Raw genomic sequence first — 22903 nt, 5'->3', positions numbered from 1 at the left:
AAATTTTCACATCCAAACATTTCCTAGTTATTATCAAAAATTGCCTACAAAATCCAAGGCAAGTAAAAACTACAACAACACCTCACTCGTTCTTGCTCGTTCAAGTGATGTCACTCAAGTCACACAAGGAAATAATCTATGTCGGCCACTTCGCATCCCAAAGGGCTTTATCTGCTTTTTGTGACCGAAATGTGGGAGCGCTTCAGCTATTACGGCATGCGCGCCATTTTCGTGCTGTTCATGATCAAGGCTCTGATGTTCGACAAGGCTCACGCCGCCGACATCTACGGCACTTATACCGGCTTGGTCTATCTGACTCCGCTGATCGGCGGCTACATCGCCGACCGCTACTGGGGTAATCGCCGCTCCATTCTGACGGGCGGCGTGCTGATGGCCATCGGCCAGTTCATGCTGTTCTTCTCCGGCTCGCTGCATGAGACCAATGTGCAAAGCGCCTCCTGGCTGCTGTACGGCGGCCTGGGCATGCTGATCGCCGGCAACGGCTTGTTCAAGCCGAATATTTCCTCGATGGTGGGCCAGCTCTACCCCGAAGGCGACAAGCGCGTCGACTCCGCCTTCACCATCTTCTACATGGGCATCAACGCCGGCTCGCTGATCGCACCGCTGGTATGCGGCACCCTGGGCGACACCGGCCATCCGGCCGATTTCAAATGGGGCTTCATGGCCGCCGGCTTCGGCATGCTGCTGAGCCTGGTGATCTTCTCGCTGTTCAAGAACAAATACCTGGTCACGCCGGAAGGCAAACCGATCGGCCTGGCGCCGCAGCGTCACCACGCCAGCGGCGAGAAAGTGGTTCACGCGCCGCTAACCCGCGTCGAGAAGGAGCGCCTGGCAGTGATCCTGATCGTATCCGCCTTCGTGATCTTCTTCTGGTCCGCCTTTGAACAGGCCGGCGCCTCGCTGACCTTCTTCGCCGAAGAACAGACCAACCGCAACCTGCTCGGTTTCACCGTGCCGGCCTCCTATTTCCAGTCGATCAACCCCATCTCGGTGGTGATTTTCGCGCCCATCTTCGCCCTTATCTGGACCAAGCTGGGCCAGAACAACCGCGAGCCGAACTCGCCGGTGAAAATGGCGTTGGGTCTGTTCTTCCTCGCGCTGGGCTACTTGGTGATCGCCTTCGGCGTCGAAGGCCTGGAGCCGGGCGTCAAGGTCAGCATGCTGTGGTTGGTCAGCCTGTACGTGCTGCACACCTTCGGCGAGCTGTGCCTGTCCCCCATCGGCCTCTCCCTGGTGGTGAAACTGTCCCCGGCCCGCTTCACCGGCCTGATGATGGGTATCTGGTTCCTGTCCAACGCCGCCGCCAACAAGTTCGCCGGCACACTGTCGGAGCTGTACCCGGACCCAAGCAAGCCGGTGCCACACTTCCTCGGCTACGCCATCAGCAATCTGCACGACTTCTTCATGCTGTTCGTGGCCATGGCCGGCGTCAGCTCGCTGGTACTGTTCGCGCTGTCGTACAAGCTGAAGAAAATGATGCACGGCCTGCAATAAACACGGCGAGGCCCCGGAGCGCCGGGGCCGGACAAATCCTTCCAAGCCGGCGCCAGCCGGCTTTTTGCTGACCCCCTCCGCAACACGGCAAGGGGAAAAGGCATTATCATACGGGGCTTCCAGCCTTGGCTTGATCACTGCCGCCACAGCCGCCGTCGCGCCCTGTCCGGCAAACCGCGTTCCGAATGAAAAAAACCAATACCTACCGCTGGCAGCAACTCGGCATCACCATATTGCTGCTATTGCTGCTGCTCCGCCTCATCGGCCTGTGGACGATTCCGCTGACCGACACCACCGAGGCGCGCTACGGCGAAATCGCCCGCAAGATGCTGGAAACCGGCAACTGGGTGACGCTGTGGCACGATTACGGCATCCCCTTCTGGGCCAAGCCCCCGCTTTCCAGCTGGTTGTCCGCCGCCGGCATGGCGCTATTCGGCGTCAATGAAGCCGCGGCGCGGCTGCCCTCGCTGCTGCTGGCCATCGCCACATTAGGACTCAGCGCCCACCTGATGCTGCGCCGCAGCGGCCGTGACGCCGCCATGGCCGCCGCACTGATCCTGGCCAGCAGCCTGCTCTTCCTCGGCGCCGCCGGCACGGTAATGACAGATCCGGCGCTGCTGTTCTGCGTAACGCTCAGCCAGGCTGCGTTCTGGCACGCGCTGACGCGCGGCGGCCGCGCTTGGGGCTACATCTTCTTCACAGGCCTCGGCCTCGGCCTGCTGGCCAAAGGCCCGTTGGCGGTGGTGCTGGTGGGCATGCCCATCTTCTTCTGGGTACTGCTGCGCAATCAGTGGCTGGCGCTGTGGCGCAAGCTGCCGTGGATCAGCGGCACCCTGCTGACGTTCGCCGTCGCCGCGCCCTGGTACGCGCTGGCCGAACTGCGCACGCCGGGCTTCCTCGATTACTTCATCATGGGCGAGCATGTCAGCCGCTTCCTGGACTCCGGCTGGAAGGGCGACAAATACGGCTTCGCCCACGCCACCCCGCGCGGCATGATCTGGCTGTACGCGCTGGGCGCGATCTTTCCCTGGTCCGTCGCCATGCTGGCCTGGCTGCTGCGCCACGGGGCCAAACTGCCGAGGCTCAGCCGCGACGACGACGGGTGGTTGCTTTATCTCGCGCTGTGGACGCTGATGACGCTGCTGTTCTTCACGATGTCCGGCAACATCATCTTCCCTTACTCGCTGCCCATGCTCCCGGGCTGCGCTCTGCTGTTCGCCGAACTGTGGCGCCGCGCGCGCGCCGACGGCGCCGAGCGCAGCGCGCTGCCCTGGATAGCCGCGATCGGCGCACTGTTGATGCTGGCGCTGCTGGCCTTCAACCACTACGACGGCAACCGCTACCTGCGCACCCAAAAACAGGTGATCGCCGCCTGGCAAGCGCAAAACCCAAGAGCGGACAGCGCGCTGATTTATTGGAGCGGCCGCCGCGAATTTTCCGCGGAGTTCTACTCCCACGGCCGCGCGCGCACCACGCAGGACCCTCAGCAACTGCGCGCCTGGCTGGCCGGCAAGCCCGGCAGCTTCATCGTCTGCGACGCCAACGATCTCGAGCGGCTGCCGGCCGACGTTCGCGCTCGTTTCACCGAGCGCGCCCGCTTCAACATCATGAGCGACACCATGTTGCTGCTGGCCGATACCGCGCCGGCGGCCCCGACCGAGGCCAATTAATATGAGCAACGCCTTCGTCCCCCCTTATCTGCTTGGCCTGCGCGCCAAGGAACGCCCGGCTGATCCGCTGGTAAGCTGCGTGGTGCCCGCCTACAACGAATCCGCCAACATCGTGCCGATGCTGCAAACCCTGCATCAGCTGCTGAACGACGCCGGCTATCGCCACGAACTGGTGGTGGTGGACGACGGCAGCCGCGACGACACCGTGGAGCAGGTGCTGACCCACGCCGCGGAACTGCCGGTAACGCTGATCCAGCTGTCCCGCAACTTCGGCAAGGAGATCGCGCTCACCGCCGGCGTCGACCACGTCCAGGGCGACGTCGCCGTGCTGATCGACAGCGACTTCCAGCACCCTCCGGAGATGGTGCCGGTGTTCCTGCAGGAATGGCGCAAAGGCTACGACATGGTCTACAGCGTGCGCAGCAGCCGCGAAGACGAGCCGCTGACCAAACGCCTGTTCACCCGCGCCTTTTACCGGCTGGCCAACAGCGGCAGCCGCCATAAGATGCCGGCCGACACCCAGGACTTCCGCGTACTGGACCGCTGCGTGGTGGAAGCCTTGCGCCAGATGCCGGAGCGCAACCGCTTCATGAAGGGTTTGTATCATTGGGTGGGCTTCACCCAACGTCCGATGCCGACCCAGACCCGGGAGCGCCGCGCCGGCCAAAGTAGCTTCAACTACCGCCGACTGCTGGATTTGGGCATCACCGGCCTTACCGCCTTCTCCAATATGCCTCTGCGCATCTGGACCGTGATCGGCTGCCTGATTTCGCTGTGCTCCATCGCTTATGCGGCCTGGGAACTGACCCATACCCTGCTGTTCGGCAATCCGGTCAGCGGCTGGCCCACGCTGGCGGTGGCCGTCAGCTTCCTCGGCGGCGTGCAACTGCTGTCCATCGGCATCCTAGGCGAATACGTCGGCCGCATTTTCGACGAGGTCAAGCAGCGGCCCACCTATCTGGTCAGCCGCATCAGCGGCCGCGGAGCGAGCGATGCCGGGAACGCCGTCGAATGAGCCGCGAATTGTTCTGGTTCGGCGTGGTCGGCGTTTCCGCCATGCTGGTGCATTTCGGTGTGGTGGCCTGGCTGCTGGTGCCGCTGGGCATGGCGCCGCTGCAGGCCAATGTGCTGGGCTTTCTAATCGCTTTCCAGGTCAGCTACTGGGGCCACCGGCAACAGACCTTCCAGGCTAGGCACATCCCCCACCGCCAGGCCTTGCCGCGCTTCTTCGGCGTTGCCTGCATGAGCTTCGTTGTCAACGAGGCGATGTACGGGCTGCTGCTGCGCTTCACGCCGCTGAACTATCGCGCCGCCCTGTTGCTGGTGCTGATCGTCGTGGCGGCGCTGACCTTCGCGCTCAGCAAGTTGTGGGCCTTCCGCGGAACGCCGCCGATACAAAAACCACACAGAAACCCTTAATTTCCAGCACAAACGAGTATAAAACTTTATCCGCTTGCCCCGGTCACACCCCCATGACAAAACGACTGACACTCTGCGCCGACGACTTCGCACAGTCCGACGCCATCAGCGCCGGCATTCTGGAGCTGCTGACCGCCGGCCGCCTGTCCGCCACCAGCGTGATGAGCCAGGCGCCCTGCTGGGCCAGCCACGCCTCCGACCTAAAAGCCTTCGACGGCAAAGCCGACATCGGCCTGCATTTCAATCTGAGCCATCCCTTTGGCGATCAGGCCCGCCCCTTATCGCACTGGCTGATGAAAAGCCAGCTGCGCCAGCTGTCGCGCCCAACGCTGCGCGATGCCGCCGCCATGCAAATCGACCTGTTCTGCCAACATTACGGCCGGCTGCCGGACTTCATCGACGGCCACCAGCATGTGCACGCGCTGCCGGTAGTGCGGGACGCGCTATTCGAAGCCATTGCCCAGCGCTGGCAGGACCAGGCGCTGCCCTATCTTCGCTCGCCGGACCGTCTGGGCCACCCCGGCGACAATCGGCTCAAGGCGCTGGTGCTGCGCAGCGTCAGCACCGGTTTTGACGACGGCGCTCGCGAGCTGGGCTTCAGCACCACGCCCTGGTTCGGCGGCATGTACTCGCTGACGCCGCAAGCCGACTTCGCCGGGCTGATGCAGCAGTGGCTGGCGCGCAGCCCGGACCGCGGCCTGATCATGTGCCATCCCGGCCACTTGGCCGTGGATAAAGACGACCCGATTGCCTCGACGCGGGACAAGGAATTCCGCTTCCTCGCCAGCCAGGCCTTCGCCGATCTCTGCGGCCAGTACGGCGTGGAATTGGCGCGCTTCGACAAGGCCGTTCCCACCACTCCGCTGGCGGCCTGAGCAGGCCGCGGCCGGCCGCTCACACTGCCGGCCAATTCAAATCCCAGGGGGCGCCCAAGCCTCGCAACACTGCTCCGCAGGCTTCGGACAGGAAGGCTTCGCCCCGGCTCGGCGGACAGACGAAGCTGAATGGCTCGCCTTCCAGCTCAAAGCGTAGCGCGTAGGCGTGCAGATAGCCGCGGTCCGCCGGCGCGCCGCCGTAGAGCAGATCGCCCAAGATAGGCGCGGATTGCGATTTCAAAGCCACTCTCAACTGATGGGTCTTGCCGCTACGCGGCCGCAGCAGGAATAAGCGCAGGCCCGGCTGCAGCGAATAACTGAAGAACTGCGTCACCGCCGGGTTCTCCTGACTGTTCAGCAAACGCCAGGCGCCGCCGCGCCCCTTGCTCATGTCTCCCGCCACCTTGCCCTGTTTCTTGCTCGGCTTGCGGTCAGACAGCGCCAGATAATATTTCTCGATCTCTCGTCCGGCGAAAGCCTCGCCCAGCCGCGCCGCCGTCTCGGCCGAGCGCGCCATCAGGATTAAGCCGGAAGTAATGCGGTCCAAACGGTGCACCGGCCACAAGGCCTCGTCGCCCAGGCCGGCGCGCAAGGCCTCCATCAGGCCGGCCTCCTCGCCGTCGCGGTGAAAGCTGACGCCGGGCGCCTTGTCCAGCAGGTAGAAGCGAGGATCCGCGTGCAAAAGAGTGAAAGCCGCCTCAGGCATCGGCGCCGTCCTGGCGAGAGGCTTGGCGCATGCGCTGCTCGGTTTCCATCCGCATCTTCTTGCGGATTTCCGCGCCTCGGAAACGGTGCTGCTGCTCCACCGTTTCCAACGACAGCGGCGGCACCGGCACCGCCTTGCCGTTCTCGAACGCCACCATGGTGAAATAACAGCTATTGGTGTGGCGCACCGTGCGCTTCTGAATGTCTTCCGCCACCACCTTGATGCCCACCTCCATCGAGGTGCGCCCCACGTGATTGACGCTGGCGAGAAAGGTCACCAGTTCGCCAACGTGGATGGCCTGCTTGAACAGCACCTGGTCCACCGACAAGGTCACCACGTAACAGCCGGCGTAACGGCTGGCGCAGGCGTAAGCCACTTGGTCCAGCAGCTTCAACAGCACTCCGCCGTGGACATTGCCGGAAAAATTGGCCATGTCTGGCGTCATCAACACCGACATCACCAGTTCGCGCTGGCTCGCCTGATCCACTTGCTGCGCCATGTTTCGCTCCCAAAAAATCCGAAACCGCCTATTGTGCCCCCATCCCTCCGTTTTAAACAGTTTTTGCCCACTCTGCCTGAAACCGCTGTTGATTTGGGCAAAGCCCGCCCATAGCGGCTAAAATGAGAAATATCAAGCTAAAACCATGAATTCATGAGCCTTTCCGGGATATCCAGCTACGGCGGCTATGGCGGCTACGCATTACAGGCCAGCCATGGCGTCAACTGCCAGTGTCCGGCCTGCCAGCAAAGCCTGGCCAGCGCCGCGGCGCCGGCGGCGCTTGCCGCTGCGCCCGGAAACCACACCGGCAACGCCGACGCCGCGCCGGATCAACCGGATCAAGCCAAGCCCAATGCCGCGCGCGGCATCGACGGCAAGCCGCTGGACGAGCAGCAGCAAAAACAGGTGGAAGCGCTGAAGGCGCGCGACAGCGATGTGCGCCAGCACGAACAAGCCCATCTGGCGGCCGGCGGCGCGCTGGCCGGCGGCGGCGCCACCTATAGCTATCAGCAAGGCCCGGACGGCAAGCAATATGCGATAGGCGGCGAAGTCGGCATCCGCCTGGCGCGGGGCAGCACCCCGCAAGAAACCATAAGCAATGCCCAGACCGTGCAGCGCGCCGCGCTGGCGCCGGCCGACCCCTCCGGCCAGGACCGCGCGGTGGCCGCCGCCGCCGCGCAGATGGAACAGCAGGCGCGCATTGAACTGATGCAGCAGCAAGCCGGCAAGCAGGGCTTGAGCCCGCTGCAGGCGCGACAGAAAATCAACAGCCCCGAGCAACAAGGCCCGGGGCTGGGGTCCAACATCGATACTTACGCCTGAGAACTTGTTTACAATCTGCTGCGCGCCGCGGAGCGTTACACGGTGAGTACACCTTCAGAATGCTCATCTACCCTATGTACATTCCGCGTCTTCAGCCACAACGCCTTGTCTCGCTCTAGCTCGCTAGATCGTAAACACGTTCCAGATTCAGGCGACATCCTGCGCGGTCGCCGTCACTCCGCCTTGCGCACGCCGCGCGCCAGCCGCAGACCGTTGGCGATCACCACCAGGCTGGTGCCCACATCGGCGAACACCGCCATCCACAAGCTGGCCAGGCCGAACATGGCCAGGCCGAAGAACACCAGCTTGGTCAGCAGCGCCACCGCGATATTCACCTTCAACACCACGGAGGTGCGCCGCGCGTGGCTGAGCAAATCGGCCAGCTTGGCCAGCTTGTCGTCCATCAAGGCCACGCCGGCGGTTTCCAGCGCGCTGTCGGAACCGGCCGCGCCCATGGCGATGCCCAGATCGGCGCGGGCCAGCGCCGGCGCGTCGTTGACGCCGTCGCCCACCATCGCCACCGTCTTGCCGGACGCCTGCAATCGAACGATGCGCTCCAGCTTGTCTTCCGGCAGCAGGCCGCCATGAGCTTCGACAATACCGGTCTGCGCCGCCACCGCCTGCGCCACCTGCTGGTTGTCGCCGCTCAACATCACCGTCGCCACGCCCAACTTGGCCAATTGACGCAGAGCCGCCGGCGCTTCCGGACGAATCCGGTCGGCCACCGCGATCACGCCCAGCGCCCGCTCGCCCTCCAGCAACACCAAGGCGCCCTGTCCGGCCAATTCCAAGCGCGACAGCTCGGCCTGCAAGGCCTCGTTCAAAGCGCCCTGCTCCCGCGCCAGCCGGCTGCTGCCCAAGGCCAGCTTCCGGCCATCCGCCAGGCCGCTGACGCCCCGCCCGGCTTGTTCGCTGACTTGCTCCGCCTCCGGCCAGGACAGGCCTCGCGCGTTCGCCGCCGCCAACACCGCCTTGGCCAGCGGATGAGTGGAGTGTGCGTCCAGGGCCGCGGCCCAACGCAGAAGCTGGTCCTGATCCGCATCGGCCAGCGCCACCACTCCCGTCACCTGCGGCTCGCCCTCGGTCAGCGTGCCGGTCTTGTCGAAACACACCGCGTCTATTCTGGCCGCCATTTCCAGAGGCGCGCCGCCCTTGATCAGCAGGCCGTGCTTGGCGGCGGAGGCCAAGGCGCTGACCACGGTCACCGGCGTGGCGATCACCAGCGCGCACGGGCAAGCGATCACCAGCATCACCAGCGCGTTGTAGACCGCCTCGCTCCAGCTCAGCCAACCCAGCATAGGCGTGGCCACGGCGAACAGCAGCGCGGCCGCCAACACCACCGGGGTGTAAACCTCGGCGAAGCGGTCGATGAAACGCTGCGTCGGCGCCTTGCTGGCCTGGGCGTTGCGCACGGTGTCGATGATGCGTGCCAACACGCTGCCGTTGGCCGCCGCCGTGGTCAGCACTTCCACCACGCCGCTGCCGTTGATGCTGCCGGCGAAGACGGCCTCGCCCGGAGACTTGTCCACCGGCAGGCTCTCGCCGGTGATCGGCGCTTCGTTGAACGCGCTGTGGCCTTGTTCGATGCGGCCGTCCAAAGGCACTCGCTCTCCCGGACGCACCCGCACTCGGCTACTCGGCGCCACTTCGGCGGCCGGGCGCTCCACCCATTCGCCGCCGCTCTGCACCCAGGCGGTTTCCGGCGCCAGCGACATCAGGGCTTTAACTGCTTCGCCGGCGCGCGCCAACGACATTGCCTCCAGCCGCTCGGCGATGGCGAACAGGAACAGCACCATCGCCGCCTCCGGCCATTGGCCGATCAGCATCGCGCCTATCACCGCCACCGACATCAGGAAATGGATGTTGAGCGTGCGGGTGGACAGCGCGATCCAGCCCTTTTTCAGCGTGGGGATGCCGCCCAGCAAGATGGAGACCAAAGCCAACGCCGCGCTGCCCCAGCCCTGATCCGCGCCGCTGAGCCAGGCCACGCCTTCCGAGCCCGCCGCCGCCAGACCGGACAAGGCCAGCAGCCAATTGCCGCGGCGCGAGGACTTGGGCTGCTCCACCGGCGCCGATGCGTCCGTCAGCTCCACCGCCTTCATGCCCACCTTGGCGATGGCCTGTTTGACGCCGTCCAGATTGGGCAGGTCGTGACGCACCAGCAGCACGCGTTCGATGAAGTTGAACTCCAGCGCGGCCACCCCCGTCATACCGCCCAGGGCTTTTTCAATCAGCTTGGCCTCGGTCGGGCAGTCCATCGCCTGGATATGCAAGCGCGCTTGCTGCCGGCCGCCCTCGCCCAGCGCCACCGCGCGCGGCGCTTCCGCGCCGTGGTCATGGCCCGAGCAGACCTTGCCGGCATGATCCTGGTCGTGCGTGTGACCATGATCGTGGTCATGATCGCGCTCACGCGCCGGCATCGCCGCCTCTAATTTGTGTCCGCAGCAATCATCCGCCTGGCGCGGATCGGGCTTGCCCTCTCCGCTCCGGCAAGAAGCATGACCGGCATGCGGAGCAAGCCCGCGTCGCTGTTTTTGCGCTGGATGGAACATGGTTGCCTCCCTTGGTCGGATTGATATAGCCTCATTGCAAACCCTATAGTCGCTACAAGGTCAAGCTTTTTTGCTAAAATTCCATCATCCGGCGGGAAATCGCCGCCATCGCCCCATCGTCGGGCGTCTTGCGGGAGAACTGAGATGCTGATTGGAGAACTGGCGCGCCAGACTGGCTGCGAAGTGGAAACCATACGTTATTACGAGCGTGAAGGCCTGCTGTCCGCGCCACTGCGCAGCGCCTCCGGCTATCGCCGCTACAACGCCGAGCAATTGGGCGAACTGAATTTCATCCTGCACTGCCGTTCCTTGGGCATGTCCCTAGCCGACATCCGACAACTGGCCGCGTTCAAGGCAGACTCCTCGCTGGCCTGCGACGACATCAACCAGTTGATAGACCGCCAGGTCAGCAAGGTCCATCAGCAAGTGGAAAGCTTGCGTCTGCTGGAACAGCAGCTGCTGGCGCTGCGCGACCGCTGCCACGACCATCACACCGTGGCAGAATGCGGCATTCTGCAAACCCTGGTGGAAGCGTCCGAAGGCGAGCCCTGCGTCTGTCACACGCCCTTCGGTCAGGATCCGCACCCTCACCCCCATTCCGTGGAGAAGCAATGACCCGTTTGTTCAAGCCCGCCACCGCCGCCGCGACGCTAGTCGCGCTGGCCCTGTCCGCCTGCACCACCAACCCTCAAACCGGCCAGACCGAAATCAGCAAGACCGCGCTCTACGGCCTGGGCGGCGCGGCGGCCTGCGGCCTGGTGGGCGCGCTGACCCATGGCGGCAAAGGCGCCCGCAATTCGGCGCTGGCCTGCGGCGCGATCGGCGCCGGCATTGGCGGTTATATGGATTACCAGGAAAAACAATTGCGCGAGAAGCTGAAGAACAGCCAGATCGCGGTCGAGCGCATCGGCGATCAACTCAAGCTGTCCCTGCCCGACAACATCACCTTCCCCACCAACGGCTATCAATTGAACGCCAGGGCGCAAAAACCGCTGGGCGATATCGCCGGCGTGCTGGTGCAGTTCCCGGACACCTCGATCACCGTGGCCGGCCACACCGACAGCAGCGGCGCCGCCGCCTACAATCAGACGCTGTCGGAAAAGCGCGCTCAGTCGGTGACCGAATATCTGCAAGGTCAGGGCGTCAATTCGGTGCGGGTGCGCACCATGGGCTATGGCGCGGCCCAGCCGGTGGCCAGCAACGCCAGCGACAGCGGCAAAGCCAAAAACCGCCGCGTGGAAATCATGATCACTCCGCAGCAGATGGGTTGAACCGCGGCAGGCATCCAAGTCCGGCTCCGGCCGGACTTTTTCACGCCCTCACCGGCTGACGGACAAAAAAAAGGGGCCAACCCACTGGGTCGGCCCTAACAACGCTCGTTTGGGGAGATGAGGAGAAACCACCGCACGCCACCCCACGGGAATACGGGTCACAACAAGTACACACACAAACTACAACAACAAACCTATCAGCGGCGCGGCGAACACCGTCGCCAAACCGCCCAGCATCATGGTCAGACTGGCCACCACGCCTTCTTCCGCACCCAGCTCGCTGGCCTTGGCGGTGCCGGCCGCATGAGCGGCGGCGCCGAACAAGGCCCCTCGCGCCAGACTGGAACGCAGCGGCATCCAAGCCAGCATCACTTCGCCCAACAACATGCCGCACACCCCGGTCATCACCACGAACACCGCCGTCAAGTCAGGCGAAGCGCCGATGCCGGAAGCCGTCGCCAACGCGAACGGGGTGCTGATCGAACGCGGCGCCAGGCTGCGCTGCAACAAATCGGACAAGCCCAGCAGGCGCGCCAGCCAGATCGAGCTGAACACCGCCACCGGCATGCCCACTAGCACGCCGCAGCTCAGCGACAGCCAGTGTCGGCGTATCATCGCCCGATGCTCGTAGATCGGCACCGCGAAAGCCACCGTGGCCGGTCCCAGCATCCAAGTCAGCCAACGGGTGTCTTCGAAATACACCCGATACGGCACCTTGGCCAAGACCACCAGCGCAATCACCAATAACGGCACCGCCAGAATCGGGGCGCTCCACCAGCTGCGCTTCTTCAGATAAAACTTTTTGACCAGCCCGTACAAAACAACGGTAATCAGCAAGCTGGCCAGTGCAATCTCATGCTCCATGCGTCTTCACCTGCTTCTGGCGGCCATGCCAACGCAGGGCCACTTCCAAGCGATAACATTTGTCCACCACCCAGGAGGTCGCCGCCATCACCAGCAAGGTGGACAACACGATCACCGCCACAATCCGCAACCCGGCGGCCATGATCACGTCCGGGTACTGGATCACCGCCACGACGGCGGGGATGAAGAACAACAACATTTCAGCCAACAACCAGCGGGCGCCGCTGCGACACCAGTCCAGCGGCAACCAGCCCAGCCAGAGCGCCGCCAGCACCAGGAACATCCCCAGCACGCCGGCTGGCACCACAGGCAGGAAATGGCTGCTCAATTGACTGGCCGCGATCCACACCAAGCTCAGCAAGGCCACCTGACCGATGGTCAGCGCCACTTGCTTGAATGCGGAAAGATTCGGATTTGCCATGATTGAGCCACTACACAACACAGGGAGTGGTTCGAGTATAGAGCGCCGGCATGCATTCAAAAAATGAATTAAAATTATTTCACGCATTCCAATCTGGAATGCATGATCCGGACAAGCACATATGGACATCCGCGCGCTGCGCTATTTCATCGAGGTGGTCAAACGCCAAAGTTTCACCAAGGCGGCCGAAGCCCTCTATGTGACCCAGCCCACCATCAGCAAGATGGTGCGCCAGCTGGAGGAGGAATTGGGCTGCCCGCTGATCCTGCGCGAGGGCCGCAGCTTCCGCCTCACCGACGCCGGCCGCGCCACTTATGAGCGCGGCCTGGACGTGCTGTCGGCGATGAACCAGTTGAAAACCGAGCTGTCCGACCTATCCGCGCTCAAACGCGGCGAACTGGTGGTCGGCCTGCCGCCCATGGTGGGCGTGGCTTTTTTCGCACCGGTGGTCAGCAGCTTCCGCCAGCGCTATCCGCAGATCGAGCTGAAAATGGTGGAAGACGGCGCGCTGGCGATCGAGAGCAGCGTGCGCAGCGGCGAGCTGGAAATCGGCGTGGCGGTGCTGCCGGTGGACAAGCAGGCCTTCGATCAATTCGCCGTGGTGCGCGACCCTTTGTGCCTGGTGGCGCCGGCCGGCTCGCCCTGGCATGGTCAGAGCGTGGTGCGGCTGGATGAAATCGCCAGCCATCCCTTCGTGCTGTATCCGCAGGACTTCACGCTGGCGCGCCGGGTCAGCGACGCCTTCCGCGAGCTGGGCCGCCCGCTGCATGTGGTGGGGCGCAGCGCGCATTGGGACTTCATCGTCGAACTGGTTTCGGCCCACATGGGCGTCACCCTGCTGCCGCGCTCCATCGTGGAACGGCTGGACCGCGCCGCCTACGATGTGATCCCGCTGGCCGAGCCCAAGCTGGTCTGGCACCTGGCGCTGATCTGGCAAAAAAACGGATACTTGTCGCATGCGGCTCGCGCCTGGCTGGCGGTGACGCGCGACGTGCTGGGCGGTTTGGAATAACGCCGGTCAACCCAAGGAAAACCGAATATGAAACGATATCTGAACCTCGCCCTATTCGCTCTGCTGCTAAGCGGCTGCGCGGCCTTGAACTACCAGAAGCCCCAAGTCAGCATCGCCGACGTCAAACCCGGCAAGGCCACGCTGTTCGAACAAAGCTTCGAAGTCAGCCTGCGGGTCAGCAATCCCAACAACCTGGCCTTGAACGCCAAGGGCATGACCCTGGAACTGAACGTGGCCGGCGAGAAACTGGCCACCGGAGTCAGCAATCAGGCGATCGCGGTGCCGGCGCTGGGCGAGAGCCTGATCACGCTGCAATTGCATACCTCGCTGGCCGGCTGGCTGAAGCAGATAGGCAAGGCGATGGAGGCCGGCAACGGCGGCAAGCTGGAATACCAGCTGAGCGGCACGCTGGAAGATCTGAACGGCATGGGCCGGGTACCCTTCCGCAGCAAGGGGGAATGGAAGCTGCCCGGCCAGTAAACGCGCTCTAAATATCTGGAGCCCCGCCTGCCGGCGGGGCCGGAACTTACTGCCGCGGCACCGCCACGCAGTTGTTACCATCGAAGCTGACGGTTTCCACCAGCTGGCTCTTGGGATTGACCACGAAATTGGTGGTGCAGCTGTAATGGGTGGAGCCGCCGCCTATCATGCCGGTGTTGACCCAGCGCCCCGGCGTTTCTATGGTCTTGCTCTGGCCGTTCTCGTTGTAAGTCACTTTGGCGCCCGGCTCGTACACGCGGTTTTCGCGCAGCGGCTCGCGCTGAGTGAATTCCTTGCTGTAGGTGTAGAGCATATTGCCGTTCGGCATCTTCAGGGTTTTCTGCGGCGCGCCCCACTCCGCCAGCAATTGATTCACATCTCGACCCTGCCAGTAATACGCCTTCTGCGCATAGCCTTCCTGGGTCGGAAAGGTGCCGCAGGCGGTCAGCAGCAGCGCCGACATCATCATCAGTCTTTTCATCCGAAATCCTTCAATCCCCGTTTCACTATCCATAGCATAACAAAACGCCGGCCCCTGAACGGAGCCGGCGTTGTATGACTGACCATGTGAAAGCGCGAGAGTTTCCTTACGCGGACAATCGCTGAGTCGGTTTAGAGCCGGAAGCGGTTGAAGGTGCTCTGCATGCCGCGGGCCAGGTCGTTCAAGGAGCCCAGGGTCTGCATCGCCGATTGCAGCGCGGAGTCGGAGTCGATGATCTGGTTGTTGATCGACTCGGTGCTCTGCGCCATCGCCGTGGTGGCGTTGTGCTGCTCGCTGGTGGACAGGGCCACGTCGCCGATCTTGTCCACCACCTGCTGCATCGCCTCGCTGATCGCGGTCAGGCGCGCGCGCGCCTGAGCGGTCAGGTCCACGCTGTTGTCCACCGCGCCGACGGTGCTGTTCATGTTCTGCACCGCCTTGCCGGTTTCGCCCAGAATGTTTTCCACCATCTGGCTGATTTCCACCGTGGCCTGGCCGGTGCGCTCGGCCAGCTTGCGCACTTCGTCGGCCACCACGGCGAAGCCGCGGCCCTGCTCGCCGGCGCGCGCGGCTTCGATCGCCGCGTTCAAGGCCAAGAGATTGGTCTGGTCGGCGATGTCGCGGATCACATTGGTGATCTTGGAGATTTCCTGCGAACGCTGTTCCAAGGACGCCAGCAGGCCGGACAGTTCGCCCACCGATTCGCTGGTGCGCGACATCTCGCTGCTGATGCGCTGCATATCGTTGGCGCTCTCGCGCGAATGCTCGCCGGTATTGCGCGCCAGGCTGTCGGTCTCGCGGGTGGCGTCGGCGATGTGGGAGATGCTCACCGTCACTTCTTCGATCGCCGCGGCGTTGGAGCTGGAGATATCCGCCAACACGTGGGAATCATCGGCCAGACGCTTCACCGCGCCGCTGACTTCGATGACGCCCTGGGTCAGTTGCCCGGCTTCGTCGCGCAGTTCGCGGAACATGCCGTTCAGGCGTTGCACGAACTGGTTGAAGGCCTGCGCGGTCTGCGCCACCTCGTCTTCGCCGGCCACTTCGATGCGGCGGGTCAGATCGCCTTCGCCCTGGGAGATTTCGCGCATCGCGTCGCGCACCTGGAACAGGCCCTTGAGCAGGCGGCCCAGATAGGCGGAGCTGAAGGTCAGCATCACCGCCAGCACGATGGCGACGGCGCCGGCGATCAGCCAGATGATGCCGTTGACCTGGGAGGAGATCACGTCTTCGTCCGCGGCCACGCCCATCACCCAGTCGGAACCGGCGATCGGACGCAAGGCCACCATATAGGCGCCGCCGTCTATGTCCACGCTCTTGGCCTGGTCGCTTTGCAACAGGCTGGCGAAGGCGGCTTCGTCCAAGGCCGGAATCACGCTGCCGATGGGCTTGAGTTCATTGCCCGGCTTGGGATAGGCGATGATCTTGCCCTGCTTGGTCAGCAGGAAGGCATGGCCCTTGCCGGCCAGCTTGATGTCCAGCACCGACTTGACCAGCTTGTCGATCAGAATGTCGCCGCCCACCACGATGTCCTGGCCCTTGACCTTGTCGGCGATGGTGATCACCAGCTTGTCCTTGGTTTCCGGCTCGGAGTCTTTGTACGGGTCGGTGACGATCAGGCCGTCCTGAGCCTTGGACTGCTGGAACCACGGACGTTGCGCCGGCTGGTAGTCGGCGCTGGGCTTGGGACGTCCCGGCACCGAGTACTTCATGTCGCCGGTCGCGCCGTTGCCGGCGTAAATCACGTTGAAGCCGCCGCCCTTGGCCAGCTGCTGCAGATAGTAGCTGACCTGCGCGTCGTCGGCGTGGCTGAGGCTGGCGCTGATCAGATTCTTGCGAACCGACAGCCATTCGGACACGAAGCCGCCCTGTAGCTGGGCGACTTGGTTGATCTCCCGCTCCGCTTCTTGATAAGCGTGGGAGCGGATATTCAGGCAGGCGGTGATGGTGATGCTGAGCGTGGCGACCAGAATGGACACCGCTGTCAGCAGCGTGAGCTTGTGACGGATGGAGCGCATGATAAGCCGTTGCTGATAAAAGCGTTATTATCCGTCATACGAGATGTCATGCATTGTTAAAAATAACAATGTCTTTAAATATTTGCGCATGTTTTAAATCAAACTGCCACCTCAATCATGCATTTCAGATACTCGTAACGCCTGCGGAGCTTATCTTGCCGACGCTTGCGTCACAAAATGTCGACAATTTGCCCTAACCACGACAATTTCACCCCAATTTGAGCGATACTTGCGCCTGGACGCGGCCACGGCAATGGGCGGCGCCCGGTTATTAGACAGAAAGGGGCCAAGATGAGTAAAAGCGGCGAACGGTCGCAAACCTTTCAGAACATCGTTGACGCCAGCTTGCAGCTGTTCAATCAGGAGGGCGAGCGCGTCATCACCACCAATCATATCGCCGAGCGGATGAATATCAGCACCGGCAAGTTGTACTATCACTTCCGCAATAAGGAAGAGATCATCAGCGAGCTCTACCAGCGCTACGTCAAAGGCATGGCGGAGCAACTGTCGGCCGCGCTCCGGCACAGCAACTCTATAGAGGCGATGGTGGGGGCGATGGAAAAAACGCTGCGGCACATCTGGAGCTTCCGCTTCCTGCCCAAGAGCATGCCCAGCCTGTACTACCTGCACCCAGAACTGGCGGAAAACCACCAGCAGCTGTCGCGCGGCCAGTTGGCCGGCAAGCTGGCCCAGCTGTTCTCACGGCTGCGCGAAGAGGGCGTGCTGCTGGGCGACGACAAGCAACTGGCGCACCTGGTCCAGCACTTTCAGATGGTGCAGACCGGCTGGGTGACCACGCTCAAGCATTCCGCCACGCCCAGCGAGCTGGAACGCATGGTGAAAGACGGCTGTCGCAGCCTGCTCTATCTGCTGACGCCTTACGTGGATCCGCGCTACCGGCCGCCGTTCGACCGCGTCTGCGCTCGCTACGCCTGAACGGCGAGGCATAAAAAAACACCCCTGGCCAACCAGGGGTGTTTTGCATGCGGCCTTAGAATCCATCCACGATCTCGCGAGCTAGAACAAGCGCAGCAGATCGTGAACCGCTTCTTAGATCATGCCCTTGCTTTTCAGCAACTCAAACATGGTCTTGCCGATTTCCGCCGGGCTGCGGGTGTAGGCGATGCCGGCCTTCTCGAAGGCCTTGAACTTCTCTTCCGCCGTGCCCTTGCCGCCGGAGATGATGGCGCCCGCATGGCCCATGCGCTTGCCCTTGGGAGCAGTCACGCCGGCGATGTAGCCGACCACCGGCTTGGTCACGTAGGACTTGGCGAACTCGGCCGCCTCTTCCTCGGCGGAACCGCCGATTTCGCCGATCATCACGATGGCGTCGGTGTCCGGATCATCCTGGAACAGTTTCAGCGCGTCGATGTGGCTGGTGCCCGGGATCGGGTCGCCGCCGATGCCGATGCAGGTGGACTGACCCAGACCCAGCGCGGTGGTTTGCGCCACGGCTTCATAGGTCAGGGTGCCGGAACGGGACACGATGCCGATGCGGCCCGGATTGTGGATGTGCCACGGCATGATGCCGATCTTGCACTCGCCCGGAGTGATGATGCCGGGGCAGTTCGGGCCGATCAGGCGAATGCCGGCTTCGTCCACAGCTTTCTTCACGTAGAGCATGTCCAGGGTGGGCACGCCTTCGGTGATGCAGACAATCAGCTTCACGCCGCTGTCGATCGCTTCCAGGATGGAATCCTTGGCGAAGGCCGCGGGCACGTAGATCACCGAGGCGTCTGCCTGGGTCTGACGCACGGCGTCCTTCATGGTGTTGAACACCGGCAGGCCCAGGTGCTCGGAACCGCCTTTGCCCGGGGTCACGCCGCCTACAACCTTGGTGCCCACTTTCAGCGCCTGCTCGGCGTGGAAAGTGCCGTTCTTGCCGGTGAAGCCTTGCACCAGCACTTTGGTGTCTTTGTTTACCAATACGCTCATTTTGTATTCCTCAGCTCAGTGCGGGTCTCAGGCAGCGGCCTTGACGGCGGCGACGATCTTCTCGGCAGCGTCGTTCAGACCCTGGGCGGAAGTCAGTTTCAGACCGGAGTCGTCCAGGATCTTGGCGCCCAGCTCGGCGTTGTTGCCTTCCAGACGCACCACGACCGGCACGGTCACGTTCACTTCCTTCACCGCGGCGATGATGGCTTCGGCGATCATGTCGCAACGCACGATGCCGCCGAAGATGTTGATCAGCACGCCCTGCACCGAGGTATCGGCCAGGATCAACTTGAAGGCTTCGATCACGCGCTCTTTGGTAGCGCCGCCGCCCACGTCCAGGAAGTTGGCCGGCTGGCCGCCCTTCAGCTTGATGATGTCCATGGTGGCCATCGCCAGGCCGGCGCCGTTCACCATGCAACCGATATTGCCTTCCAGCGCCACGTAGTTCAGGTCGAACTCGGAAGCTTTCACTTCGCGTTCGTTTTCCTGGCTCTTGTCGCGTTGCGCCAGCAGGTCCGGGTGGCGGTACAGCGCGTTGGAGTCCAGATTGATCTTGCCGTCCACGCAGGCCAGTTCGCCGTTTTCGCGCAGCGCCAGCGGATTCACTTCGAACAGCGCGAAGTCGTTTTCAACAAAGGCCTTGTAAGAACCCAGCATCAGCTTGCTGAACGCCGCGACTTGCGCGCCGGACAGGCCCAGCGCGAAAGCGGCGTCGCGGGCCTGGAACGGCTGCATGCCGACCAGCGGGTCCACTTCGATCTTGATGATCTTTTCCGGAGTTTCCTCGGCCACTTTCTCGATTTCCACGCCGCCTTCGGTGGACACCATGAACACCACGCGCTGGCTGCCGCGGTCAACCACGGCGCCCAGATAGAGTTCGCGCTGCACCGGGTACATGTCTTCGCACACCAGCACGCTGTTCACCGGCTGGCCGGCGGCGTCGGTCTGGTAAGTCACCAGGTTTTTACCAATCAGGCCCTTGGCCACTTCGGCGGCTTCTTCGCGGCTTTTCACCACTTTCACGCCACCGGCCTTGCCGCGGCCGCCGGCATGCACCTGAGCCTTGACGACGGCGAATTTGCCGCCCAGTTTATCGTAAGCGGCAGCGGCTTCTTCCGGCGTAGCGGCCAGAATGCCCTGTTGCACCGGCAGGCCGTATTTGGCCAGCAGCTCTTTCGCTTGGTATTCGTGCAGGTTCATCTATGGTTTCCTTTCGGAGAAATGGATGGCGGGCTGAAACCGACGCCCCTATTTCTTTGAGTCGCTTGTAAACCTTTAATGTATCTGGCGCGCGCCGTCACCCCCCAGGCTGACCGGCGTCGCCGCATACTCCGTCAACCGGCTCCCAAGGGAGCCGTTTTGCCGAGCCGTGCGCGATTGTACACGACCCGGCGAACGCTTAGCCGTGCAAGGCGCGCTTGTCGGCGGCCAGGGCGGCTTCGTGTATCACTTCGGACAAGGACGGGTGAGCGTGGACAATGCGCGCCAGGTCTTCGCTGGCGGCCTTGAACTCCATCGACACCACGCCTTCGCTGACCAGCTCGGACACCATCGGGCCTATCATGTGCAGGCCCAGGATGCGGTCGGTCTTGGCGCAGGCCAGGATCTTGACCGTGCCTTGCGCTTGGCCCAAGCCCAGCGCGCGGCCGTTGGCGCCAAAGCCGGAAGAGCCCTTCTTGTACTCAACGCCTTCGGCCTTGAGCTGCTCCTCGGTCTTGCCGACCCAGGCGATTTCCGGAGAAGTGTAGATCACCCACGGAATCACGCCGAAATCCACGTGCGGCTTCTGGCCGGCGATGCGCTCGGCCACGGCCACGCCCTCTTCCGACGCCTTGTGCGCCAGCATCGGGCCGCGCACCACGTCGCCGATCGCCCAGACATTGGGCAGATTGGTGTGGCAATGGTCGTCCACCGCCACGAAGCCGCGCTCGTCCAGCTGCAGACCCACCGCATCGGCGCCCAGGCCCTGGGTGTTGGGCACGCGGCCGATGGAAACGATCAGCTTGTCGAACTCGGCCTTGACCGCTTCGCCGTTCAGTTCGTAATTGACGGTGACGCTCTTCTTGCCGGCCTTCACTTCGCCGATCTTGACGCCCAGCTTGATGTCCAGGCCGGTGTCCTTGGTCAGGGTCTTGAAGGCTTCCTTGGCGATCTGCTGGTCGGCCGCGGCGAGGAAGGTCGGCATCGCTTCCAGGATGGTGACCTCCGCGCCCAGACGCTTCCAGACCGAGCCCATTTCCAGGCCGATCACGCCGGCACCGATCACGCCCAGGCGCTTCGGTACGTCCGTCAACGCCAACGCGCCTTCGTTGTCCAGCACCAGCTTGTTGTCGGTGGCCAGGCCCGGCAGCGCGCGCGGGCTGGAGCCGGTGGCCACGATAACGTGTCCGGCTTCCAGGGTGTCCACCACCTTGCCGCCGTCGCTGACCTCGATCACCCACTTCTCGCCCTGGCGGCCCTTGAAAGCGGCCAGACCGTGGATGTTGGCGACCTTGTTCTTTTTGAACAGGAAGCTGATGCCGGCGGCGTTCTTGCTGATGATGTCGGTCTTGCGCGAAATCATCTGCGCGACGTCCATCTTGGCGCCGGAGACGCTGATGCCGTGCTTGGCGAAATCGTGCTGCACCGCGTGGAAGTTTTCCGACGACTGCAGCAGCGCCTTGGACGGGATGCAACCGACGTTCAGGCAGGTGCCGCCCAGCGACGCCTTGCCTTCCGGGTTCTTGAACGCGTCCACGCAGGCGGTGTTGAAGCCCAGCTGGGCGGCGCGGATGGCGGCTACGTAACCGCCGGGGCCGCCGCCGATCACCACTACATCAAACGATTGGCTCATCTTGTTTTCCTTTGTCGGTGGCGGGCGCGCGGCCCGCCGGCTGCCGGGTCTACTTGCCGACCTTCAGCAGCAGAATGCCGAATGCGATCATGAACAGGCAGAGAATGCTTTTGCCGATCAAGCTGTACAGGTCTTCGCGCACGCCGTTTTTGCGTTTTTTCCAGGTCAGCCAGCCTATGGCCACGCCGGCCAGGATGGCGGCAATTCCGTAAAACCAGTCGGGCAACTGCATTCAAGCTCCATTCATCGCAAGACAGGCCGAGAGCGCGCTCCCGGCCGCGGGTGATTACAAGTCGAGGATCAGGCGGGCCGGATCTTCAATCGCGTCCTTGATCGCCACCAGGCTCAGCACGGCTTCGCGGCCGTCGATGATGCGGTGGTCGTAGGACTGGGCAAGATACATCATCGGGCGCACCACCACTTGACCGTTCTCAACCACGGCGCGCTCCTTGGTGGCGTGCATGCCCAGAATCGCGGACTGCGGCGGGTTGATGATGGGGGTGGACATCATCGAACCGAAGGTGCCGCCGTTGGAGATGGTGTAGGTGCCGCCGGTCAGTTCTTCCACCGTCAGCTTGCCTTCCTGAGCGCGCTTGCCGAATTCGGAGATCTGCTTCTCGATGTCGGCCAGGCTCAGTTGGTCGGCGTTGCGGATCACCGGTACTACCAGGCCGCGCGGGCTGCCCACGGCCACGCCAATGTCGAAGTAGCCGTGATAGATGATGTTGTTGCCGTCCACCGAGGCGTTGACGATGGGGTATTTCTTCAGCGCGGCCACCACGGCCTTGACGAAGAAGCCCATGAAGCCCAGCTTGATGCCGTGTTCCTTCTCGAAGCGGTCCTTGTACTTGGCGCGCAGGTCCATCACCGGCTTCATGTTCACTTCATTGAAGGTGGTGAGGATGGCGTTGGTCTGCTGCGACAGGATCAGACGCTCGGCCACGCGCTGACGCAGACGGGACATCGGCACGCTCTGTTCCGGGCGGTCGGACAGAATGGCGGCGACATTGACCGCGGCCGGGGTGGCGGACAGCGCGGCGCCGGCAGCAGCCGGAGCCAGCACCGGGCCGGCCTGGGCGGGAGCGGCTTGCTTGGCGGCCTGCACGTCTTCTTTCAACACACGGCCGTCGCGGCCGGAACCGGCCACTTTGGACAGGTCCACGCCGGTTTCGGCGGCCAGCTTGGCGGCGGACGGCATGGCGGCTCCGCCTGCCGGTGCGGCGGCGGGCGCAGGGGCGGCTGCCGGAGCCGGCGCGGCGGCAGCGGCCGGAGCCACGTCGCCGGCCTTGGCGGCGGTGTCGATCTTGGCGATCAACTGGCCGGACACCACGGTGGCGCCATCTTCCACGATGATTTCAACGATCACGCCTGCCTGGGGCGCCGGCAGTTCCAGCACCACCTTGTCGGTTTCCAGGTCGATCAGGTTCTCGTCGCGGCTGACGGCTTGGCCAACCTTCTTGTGCCAGCTCATCAGCGTGGCTTCGGATACGGACTCGGGCAGTTGCGGGACAGTGACTTCAATCAGCATGT

Annotated in this window: 23 protein-coding genes; 11 read left to right on the top strand and 12 right to left on the bottom strand. The window is 63.3% G+C overall.

What is annotated here, in order from left to right; translation table 11 throughout:
• Window positions 1–138 precede the first annotated feature (138 nt).
• The 5 genes from HA052_RS02340 to HA052_RS02320 all read left to right on the top strand — a co-directional run bounded on the left by HA052_RS02340 (window position 139) and on the right by HA052_RS02320 (window position 5479).
• Window positions 139–1515, top strand: a complete 1377-nt coding sequence (locus tag HA052_RS02340; RefSeq protein WP_081544335.1) for a peptide MFS transporter — start codon at window positions 139–141, stop codon at window positions 1513–1515.
• A 185-nt stretch (window positions 1516–1700) separates the two neighbouring features.
• Window positions 1701–3185, top strand: coding sequence for an ArnT family glycosyltransferase (locus HA052_RS02335; RefSeq protein ID WP_166450612.1), 1485 nt, complete (start codon window positions 1701–1703; stop codon window positions 3183–3185).
• Between the two features lies 1 nt (window position 3186).
• Window positions 3187–4200: a glycosyltransferase family 2 protein gene (locus tag HA052_RS02330; RefSeq protein WP_081544333.1), complete on the top strand. Its 1014-nt coding sequence runs from the start codon at window positions 3187–3189 to the stop codon at window positions 4198–4200.
• On the top strand, window positions 4197–4604 hold the full coding sequence (locus tag HA052_RS02325) for a GtrA family protein (protein ID WP_166450611.1): 408 nt from the start codon (window positions 4197–4199) through the stop codon (window positions 4602–4604). The genes HA052_RS02330 and HA052_RS02325 overlap by 4 nt, the downstream gene beginning before the upstream one ends.
• A 53-nt stretch (window positions 4605–4657) precedes the next feature.
• Complete coding sequence (locus tag HA052_RS02320; RefSeq protein WP_166450610.1) at window positions 4658–5479, top strand: ChbG/HpnK family deacetylase; 822 nt, start codon at window positions 4658–4660, stop codon at window positions 5477–5479.
• 19 nt (window positions 5480–5498) lie between these two features.
• Here HA052_RS02320 and HA052_RS02315 read toward each other — a convergent pair whose 3' ends face one another.
• Both HA052_RS02315 and HA052_RS02310 read right to left on the bottom strand, forming a co-directional pair.
• Window positions 5499–6185, bottom strand: coding sequence for a TIGR01621 family pseudouridine synthase (locus HA052_RS02315; protein WP_166450609.1), 687 nt, complete (start codon window positions 6183–6185; stop codon window positions 5499–5501).
• Window positions 6178–6684, bottom strand: coding sequence for an acyl-CoA thioesterase (locus HA052_RS02310; RefSeq protein WP_081544329.1), 507 nt, complete (start codon window positions 6682–6684; stop codon window positions 6178–6180). The genes HA052_RS02315 and HA052_RS02310 overlap by 8 nt, the downstream gene beginning before the upstream one ends.
• Before the next feature lie 153 nt (window positions 6685–6837).
• Between HA052_RS02310 and HA052_RS02305 the strand changes: the two genes are divergently transcribed.
• The gene (locus HA052_RS02305; RefSeq protein WP_166450608.1) at window positions 6838–7506 is read left to right on the top strand and encodes a putative metalloprotease CJM1_0395 family protein; all 669 of its coding nucleotides are present in this window, start codon (window positions 6838–6840) and stop codon (window positions 7504–7506) included.
• A 173-nt stretch (window positions 7507–7679) separates the two neighbouring features.
• Here HA052_RS02305 and HA052_RS02300 read toward each other — a convergent pair whose 3' ends face one another.
• The gene (locus HA052_RS02300; protein ID WP_166450607.1) at window positions 7680–9926 is read right to left on the bottom strand and encodes a heavy metal translocating P-type ATPase; all 2247 of its coding nucleotides are present in this window, start codon (window positions 9924–9926) and stop codon (window positions 7680–7682) included.
• A gap of 276 nt (window positions 9927–10202) precedes the next feature.
• On the opposite strand from HA052_RS02300, the gene HA052_RS02295 reads away from it, so the two are divergent.
• Together HA052_RS02295 and HA052_RS02290 are read left to right on the top strand one after the other, a co-directional pair.
• On the top strand, window positions 10203–10673 hold the full coding sequence (locus HA052_RS02295) for a Cd(II)/Pb(II)-responsive transcriptional regulator (RefSeq protein ID WP_019103421.1): 471 nt from the start codon (window positions 10203–10205) through the stop codon (window positions 10671–10673).
• The gene (locus HA052_RS02290) at window positions 10670–11329 is read left to right on the top strand and encodes a YiaD family glycine zipper/OmpA-like lipoprotein (RefSeq protein ID WP_081544326.1); all 660 of its coding nucleotides are present in this window, start codon (window positions 10670–10672) and stop codon (window positions 11327–11329) included. Before HA052_RS02295 ends, HA052_RS02290 begins: the two co-directional genes overlap by 4 nt.
• 180 nt (window positions 11330–11509) lie before the next feature.
• Here HA052_RS02290 and HA052_RS02285 read toward each other — a convergent pair whose 3' ends face one another.
• On the bottom strand, window positions 11510–12193 hold the full coding sequence (locus tag HA052_RS02285) for an LrgB family protein (protein ID WP_052370280.1): 684 nt from the start codon (window positions 12191–12193) through the stop codon (window positions 11510–11512).
• Window positions 12183–12614, bottom strand: a complete 432-nt coding sequence (locus tag HA052_RS02280) for a CidA/LrgA family protein (RefSeq protein ID WP_081544324.1) — start codon at window positions 12612–12614, stop codon at window positions 12183–12185. Before HA052_RS02280 ends, HA052_RS02285 begins: the two co-directional genes overlap by 11 nt.
• A gap of 121 nt (window positions 12615–12735) precedes the next feature.
• Here HA052_RS02280 and HA052_RS02275 point away from each other — a divergent pair, with 121 nt between their 5' ends.
• Window positions 12736–13626, top strand: a complete 891-nt coding sequence (locus HA052_RS02275) for a LysR family transcriptional regulator (protein ID WP_166450606.1) — start codon at window positions 12736–12738, stop codon at window positions 13624–13626.
• 27 nt (window positions 13627–13653) lie between these two features.
• On the top strand, window positions 13654–14106 hold the full coding sequence (locus HA052_RS02270; protein ID WP_166450605.1) for an LEA/WHy family protein: 453 nt from the start codon (window positions 13654–13656) through the stop codon (window positions 14104–14106).
• 46 nt (window positions 14107–14152) lie between these two features.
• Here HA052_RS02270 and HA052_RS02265 read toward each other — a convergent pair whose 3' ends face one another.
• Together HA052_RS02265 and HA052_RS02260 are read right to left on the bottom strand one after the other, a co-directional pair.
• Window positions 14153–14587, bottom strand: coding sequence for a hypothetical protein (locus HA052_RS02265; protein ID WP_166450604.1), 435 nt, complete (start codon window positions 14585–14587; stop codon window positions 14153–14155).
• A gap of 131 nt (window positions 14588–14718) precedes the next feature.
• Window positions 14719–16605, bottom strand: coding sequence for a methyl-accepting chemotaxis protein (locus HA052_RS02260; protein WP_081544320.1), 1887 nt, complete (start codon window positions 16603–16605; stop codon window positions 14719–14721).
• A gap of 291 nt (window positions 16606–16896) precedes the next feature.
• Between HA052_RS02260 and HA052_RS02255 the strand changes: the two genes are divergently transcribed.
• The gene (locus HA052_RS02255; RefSeq protein ID WP_081544319.1) at window positions 16897–17541 is read left to right on the top strand and encodes a TetR/AcrR family transcriptional regulator; all 645 of its coding nucleotides are present in this window, start codon (window positions 16897–16899) and stop codon (window positions 17539–17541) included.
• Window positions 17542–17655: 114 nt separating this feature from the next.
• Here HA052_RS02255 and sucD read toward each other — a convergent pair whose 3' ends face one another.
• The 5 genes from sucD to odhB form a co-directional block, all read right to left on the bottom strand.
• Window positions 17656–18540 (bottom strand): succinate--CoA ligase subunit alpha, encoded by an 885-nt coding sequence (sucD, locus tag HA052_RS02250; protein ID WP_043592732.1) that lies wholly within the window; start codon window positions 18538–18540, stop codon window positions 17656–17658.
• A 27-nt stretch (window positions 18541–18567) separates the two neighbouring features.
• Window positions 18568–19740, bottom strand: coding sequence for an ADP-forming succinate--CoA ligase subunit beta (gene sucC, locus HA052_RS02245; RefSeq protein WP_166450603.1), 1173 nt, complete (start codon window positions 19738–19740; stop codon window positions 18568–18570).
• 199 nt (window positions 19741–19939) lie between these two features.
• Entirely contained in the window at window positions 19940–21373 is a 1434-nt protein-coding gene (gene lpdA, locus HA052_RS02240) for a dihydrolipoyl dehydrogenase (RefSeq protein WP_166450602.1), read from the bottom strand.
• 49 nt (window positions 21374–21422) lie between these two features.
• Window positions 21423–21605: a hypothetical protein gene (locus HA052_RS02235; RefSeq protein ID WP_081544316.1), complete on the bottom strand. Its 183-nt coding sequence runs from the start codon at window positions 21603–21605 to the stop codon at window positions 21423–21425.
• Window positions 21606–21659: 54 nt separating this feature from the next.
• A complete protein-coding gene (gene odhB, locus HA052_RS02230; RefSeq protein ID WP_081544315.1) occupies window positions 21660–22901 on the bottom strand; it encodes a 2-oxoglutarate dehydrogenase complex dihydrolipoyllysine-residue succinyltransferase in 1242 nt (413 codons plus the stop codon).
• Window positions 22902–22903: the final 2 nt, after the last annotated feature.

Source organism: Chromobacterium fluminis (assembly GCF_011602385.1).
GTDB classification, from domain to species: Bacteria; Pseudomonadota; Gammaproteobacteria; order Burkholderiales; family Chromobacteriaceae; genus Chromobacterium; species Chromobacterium fluminis.
The sequence above is the reverse complement of the archived record's forward strand: the minus strand, read 5'-3'. Positions and strand labels throughout refer to the sequence as shown.

Bases quoted from the DNA above. Each gene is read 5' to 3' on its own strand.
- HA052_RS02340 (WP_081544335.1), top strand. From the start codon at position 139: ATGTCGGCCACTTCGCATCCCAAAGGGCTTTATCTGCTTTTTGTGACC.
- HA052_RS02335 (WP_166450612.1), top strand. From the start codon at position 1,701: ATGAAAAAAACCAATACCTACCGCTGGCAGCAACTCGGCATCACCATA.
- HA052_RS02330 (WP_081544333.1), top strand. From the start codon at position 3,187: ATGAGCAACGCCTTCGTCCCCCCTTATCTGCTTGGCCTGCGCGCCAAG.
- HA052_RS02325 (WP_166450611.1), top strand. From the start codon at position 4,197: ATGAGCCGCGAATTGTTCTGGTTCGGCGTGGTCGGCGTTTCCGCCATG.
- HA052_RS02320 (WP_166450610.1), top strand. From the start codon at position 4,658: ATGACAAAACGACTGACACTCTGCGCCGACGACTTCGCACAGTCCGAC.
- HA052_RS02315 (WP_166450609.1), bottom strand. From the start codon at position 6,185: ATGCCTGAGGCGGCTTTCACTCTTTTGCACGCGGATCCTCGCTTCTAC.
- HA052_RS02310 (WP_081544329.1), bottom strand. From the start codon at position 6,684: ATGGCGCAGCAAGTGGATCAGGCGAGCCAGCGCGAACTGGTGATGTCG.
- HA052_RS02305 (WP_166450608.1), top strand. From the start codon at position 6,838: ATGAGCCTTTCCGGGATATCCAGCTACGGCGGCTATGGCGGCTACGCA.
- HA052_RS02300 (WP_166450607.1), bottom strand. From the start codon at position 9,926: ATGCCGGCGCGTGAGCGCGATCATGACCACGATCATGGTCACACGCAC.
- HA052_RS02295 (WP_019103421.1), top strand. From the start codon at position 10,203: ATGCTGATTGGAGAACTGGCGCGCCAGACTGGCTGCGAAGTGGAAACC.
- HA052_RS02290 (WP_081544326.1), top strand. From the start codon at position 10,670: ATGACCCGTTTGTTCAAGCCCGCCACCGCCGCCGCGACGCTAGTCGCG.
- HA052_RS02285 (WP_052370280.1), bottom strand. From the start codon at position 12,193: ATGGAGCATGAGATTGCACTGGCCAGCTTGCTGATTACCGTTGTTTTG.
- HA052_RS02280 (WP_081544324.1), bottom strand. From the start codon at position 12,614: ATGGCAAATCCGAATCTTTCCGCATTCAAGCAAGTGGCGCTGACCATC.
- HA052_RS02275 (WP_166450606.1), top strand. From the start codon at position 12,736: ATGGACATCCGCGCGCTGCGCTATTTCATCGAGGTGGTCAAACGCCAA.
- HA052_RS02270 (WP_166450605.1), top strand. From the start codon at position 13,654: ATGAAACGATATCTGAACCTCGCCCTATTCGCTCTGCTGCTAAGCGGC.
- HA052_RS02265 (WP_166450604.1), bottom strand. From the start codon at position 14,587: ATGAAAAGACTGATGATGATGTCGGCGCTGCTGCTGACCGCCTGCGGC.
- HA052_RS02260 (WP_081544320.1), bottom strand. From the start codon at position 16,605: ATGCGCTCCATCCGTCACAAGCTCACGCTGCTGACAGCGGTGTCCATT.
- HA052_RS02255 (WP_081544319.1), top strand. From the start codon at position 16,897: ATGAGTAAAAGCGGCGAACGGTCGCAAACCTTTCAGAACATCGTTGAC.
- sucD (WP_043592732.1), bottom strand. From the start codon at position 18,540: ATGAGCGTATTGGTAAACAAAGACACCAAAGTGCTGGTGCAAGGCTTC.
- sucC (WP_166450603.1), bottom strand. From the start codon at position 19,740: ATGAACCTGCACGAATACCAAGCGAAAGAGCTGCTGGCCAAATACGGC.
- lpdA (WP_166450602.1), bottom strand. From the start codon at position 21,373: ATGAGCCAATCGTTTGATGTAGTGGTGATCGGCGGCGGCCCCGGCGGT.
- HA052_RS02235 (WP_081544316.1), bottom strand. From the start codon at position 21,605: ATGCAGTTGCCCGACTGGTTTTACGGAATTGCCGCCATCCTGGCCGGC.
- odhB (WP_081544315.1), bottom strand. From the start codon at position 22,901: ATGCTGATTGAAGTCACTGTCCCGCAACTGCCCGAGTCCGTATCCGAA.